This is a genomic window from Candidatus Jordarchaeum sp. (genome assembly GCF_052745115.1).
Genome location: NZ_JBRAKS010000336.1, coordinates 1 through 4,162, shown reverse-complemented (window position 1 = coordinate 4,162; position 4,162 = coordinate 1). Strand labels below are relative to the sequence as shown.

The 4,162-nt window shown below is 40.9% G+C and carries 1 protein-coding gene and 1 pseudogene; one reads left to right on the top strand and one right to left on the bottom strand.

Going from position 1 to position 4,162, the window contains the following annotated elements; all coding sequences use genetic code 11:
• The first annotated feature begins 293 nt into the window (after positions 1-293).
• The gene (locus ACUVXA_RS17325) at positions 294-494 is read left to right on the top strand and encodes a hypothetical protein (RefSeq protein WP_445872537.1); all 201 of its coding nucleotides are present in this window, start codon (positions 294-296) and stop codon (positions 492-494) included.
• Positions 495-553: 59 nt separating this feature from the next.
• On the opposite strand, the pseudogene ACUVXA_RS17320 reads toward ACUVXA_RS17325, so the two are convergent.
• A pseudogene (locus tag ACUVXA_RS17320) lies at positions 554-4,162 on the bottom strand (hypothetical protein); the annotation flags it as partial.

Genomic DNA, 4,162 nt, shown 5'->3' with positions numbered 1-4,162 from the left:
ATCCTTAAAAACACCAGCAAAAATGGTCAGCCACAAAATTCTTATTTATGAGCGTTTAATTTTTAATTTTTAATTTTTAATTTTTATAACGAAAAAAAATTTAAACAGAGTATACCACTAATGCCTTTAGTTTAGTATAAATTAGGATAGCAATAAAATTAAGTATATTTTTCTGAAGCCTATTAGTAAGTATATATTTACTATCGAATGCTGATTGTTAAGAAAATTAAATTTGATGTAATTCCATTCTTAGTAATTCCTATTAGTATTAGAGATCTATATGAGGCTTGTAAATGAGAGATAAAATCGGAAATGAGGAAAAATTCGAGTTCGAGGAAAACGCGGAAACTCAAATACAAAATATCACACTCTGGAGATGCGAAACCTGCGGAGGACTCAATAAAACTGAAGAACCACCAGAATTATGCGAACTTTGTGGAGAGGGGACGAAGTTCGAAAAAATGCAATTAAAAATTAAGACAACTCCAACTTGAAAGACTTACTAAAAAAGAAAAAAGGGTAAGAAGTGGACGATACCGCAAATATTAGAGATTTAAGTAATTCTCTTCATTCTTCTGTTTTTCTCCTTCCTTTCGTCTTGTTGAGAGGTTTTATTTTTCCGATTTTCTTCTATATTTTCATCTTTTGCCTTATTTTTTTCCTTTTCACTTAAATCCTCTTCTACATCCATATTATTCTCTTCCGATTTCTCTGTATCCTTTGTTTCCGTCTCTTTTAATCTCTCTTCTTCTGTTACTTTTACCTCTTCAACTGTTTCGGGTTTTTTCAAATCCTTATCTTCGGGTTCTATTTCTAGTATTTCAGATTCTTCTGTCTCTGGTTCTGCCTCTTCATGTTCTTCTGGTTCTGGTTCTGGTTTTTCTAGGTCTTCTTCTAATGGTGTTTCAACCTCTGTTTGCTCTTCTAGTTCTTTTATTGGTTTTTTTAGGATTTCCTGTTTTTCTTCCTGTTCCTCAATTATTTGTAATACTCGGGCGCTGATTTCGCCAGGGACACCTACTGATTCAAGAAGCTTCTCGCGTTCTATGGGTGTAGCGGTCTTCAACTCCAAGGTTAGTGCGTGGGCTTCATCGGCATTCATTCCAGATTCAACTAAAAGGGGTGTTATGAATTCTGCTAACTCTACTGGGACATAGCGCTCCACTTTGGGCTCAAGACCGACAATAGCCAACTCTTGACTGAGAACCGCTTCCACCACTCGAACTCTTGGTATAAGCTTAGCGGTAACTTTTTCTCCACGACTGATTTTTACTATTAGTTCGTCAATTCTCTTTATAATGGCGGGTATTCGGGCCCTCTTAATGTACGTGTAGGAAGCGAAGGAGATTGTAGGTATAGCGATAGCGGAAAACACTAGTAGGAAAGTGGTTTTTGGAATTCGAATATTAAGCAATGGTATAAATATTGAAGCCTCCCCAACTGAGAGGAAAATCGGGCTCTGTTGCGTCTGGTAATTCTCGTAGCTAGCGGTCAGTACTCCAAATAGGTTTCCCGGAGGGAGGTTAAATGTTGGGATGAAGGTTACGTAAACTCCGGGCATAATCTCGGTAAGAGTGAATGACATTGAGCCAAACAACAAAGTCACATTCGCACCAGTCAGTGGCGAGTTTGGACCAGAAGTATGGTAGTAGAAGATAATGGGTGTTAGAGGAACAGAGTTCTCAACCTGAATATACGGTCCAAGGAATGCAATCGCAGATGAGGCGATTGGAGGAATAAGAAAAGCATTTCCCAGAATAGTCGGGGCACCTAAAATGTTAAGAACTGCGCTTCCCTCTTTGAACTGATAGTTGGCCTTACTCGCAGAAATTTCAAGCGTATAGCTAGCAGTATTAATAATAGTCGTATTTATCTGAGCAGTATAGTTACCACCGCCAATATAAATCATAGAACCGGCATACTCGGTGCCCTTAATACGCCAAGTGAGAATTGCATCAGCCACAGGTCCCTCAGGAGAGATTTGGTTGTAAACAGCGTATATCGTCAGGTTCTCTCCCCAGTAACCCTGGAATGTTAAAAGCGTTTCAAGCACTGTCTGAATAGATCCAATCAAGCTGATGGGAACAGGACTAGCGGTGTGGTTATCCCAAGAAAGACTCATAGTAACAGTGTAGGTTCCAGCGTTCAATTGTCTTAAGAAATCGTAGGAAATCATGTAGTTCCCACCAGTCTCATTCATAGTACCAGACAAGCCAACAGGCGAGATGGTGAAGCTTAAAGGCGCACCGCTAACAAACTGGTTGTTATGTGTGTCATTCAGGAGGGCTTGAATACTGAAACTCGTATTCCAAGTAACAGTAATACTTGTGTTATTCGGCAATATCGCCAGAGGAAGATTATTCAACGGACTAATATACACAGTCAAAGGCGCCGGATAGGTGTAGCTGGCAGTATCACTAGGCTCAGCGGTTATCACAATAAAATAGTTCTGCCCACCAAAAAGCGTCCCGAAATCAAAGATTATATTCCATTTACCAGTCGTCGAAGGATCCTTCGCCATATTGACCGGCCCATAAACCTCGGATCCCGTTGTGTTCTTTATAGTGAAGTTCATCCAGTCTGCTTCTATACCTTGACCATTGGGGTGCTTAATCCAAAACACGAAGGTAACACTGTCATTCCAGTATATGTTACTGAAGAAAGTACCATTTTCACATTCGAGACGCGGAGTAGCTTGGTCTATATACCTATTCAGCGTTGCCGAGAAGAACTTGGAACTGTCCATCTCCACTAAGCGCCCCAAACCACTCAATGTTCCCTCATATTTGCTTTCGTTTAGGTTCCACAGAGTGAAATTCTCAGTCCTAGGAGGAGAACCGTAGGTGGTGTTGATTGTTATATTTACTTGTTCATTGGCGTAAACATATAATGTTATTTGTGCGAAATACTTGTCTACCGACTGGTTGGAAATATTGTAACTTGAAAGACTAGAGTTTGTATAGTTCACCGAAACTTGTGCCTTTTGGACGTAGGTTCCATGGAAATCTTGAACCAGTAAGTATAGTTTGGTGATGTTCATCTCAATGTTAAATGTCGAGCTGTTAACACCGGGAACCCATGCAGAATCCGCCCGCCAAACATAAGTTCTATAAGGAGTGGTCAGATTAGCCTCAATCCAGTACCCACTATCCCTCTCAAAAAGTTGGAAGTTACATCTTCCCAAAGAATCAGTAGACTTGGTATCATTAACACCGCTCCACGCTGTATTGTAAATTGTGACAGTGACATTTTCTGTGAGTGGATTGTCGAACGGGTCCGTAACGGTGATGCTAAGATCGAAGAAAACCCTTTCCTGAGTATCATTAACACTAATACTAAGCGCGTGGTCTCTTTCCATCATGTTTGCAAAGGTTTCAAACTCGGATAGCCCACTAGTTCCATCCCACATGTAGTTTGCAAACTGTTCATAAATGAAGCTCCCAACGGCTACCTGAGTGCTTGGCCAAGCTCTATCCCAATACTCATAGTATGTAGAGAGGGGTTGGTGCACCCGGTAGGACCATCCAGAAGTACTAACCACACTGTACACTGGACTTATTAGATCCACTGTTCCCATTGCTTCTCTATCACTGGTATCATAGAATGCAAGCCATAACGCCTTCCCAATATCTTTGCTTGTAAACTGAGTCCACCAGTTGTTATATGTGAGTTTTTGCCCGGTTTCTGTTTTGTAGGTTAAAGTGGGCATGATTTTGTCATTAAAGACCCATTCATTGTTCCTGTACAGAGCTCTCCCATAAGCCTGGTTAAATGTGGAGTTTGTTTCACCGATCCATCCCCACTCGAAGAACCGGTAAGTTATGTTGGTAGTGGCGTCAACGGTGCCTCCCAGTTTTGCTAATGTTGTGTACATCACAAATAGGGGTCCATCGCTCAGTATTCCATAAGATAATGGGGGATACCTTGAGGTAGAGTCGTAATTAGGATAATCGGGGTTCCAGTGGAAACCATAACTTGTAGCAGGCTGCGATGTCCACCATGTTCCAGATATTTTGTTGTAACTGTTGTATAGTTTTCCACCCTTTGCGGTGAGAGAGCAGTAGGCATCATAGTTTGAGGTGTTGAAAATATAATTATTACCATCGGTAGTATAGTTTACAGTGTCCGGGTAACTGGGCATCCAGCTTGTAGCTGAGTCATT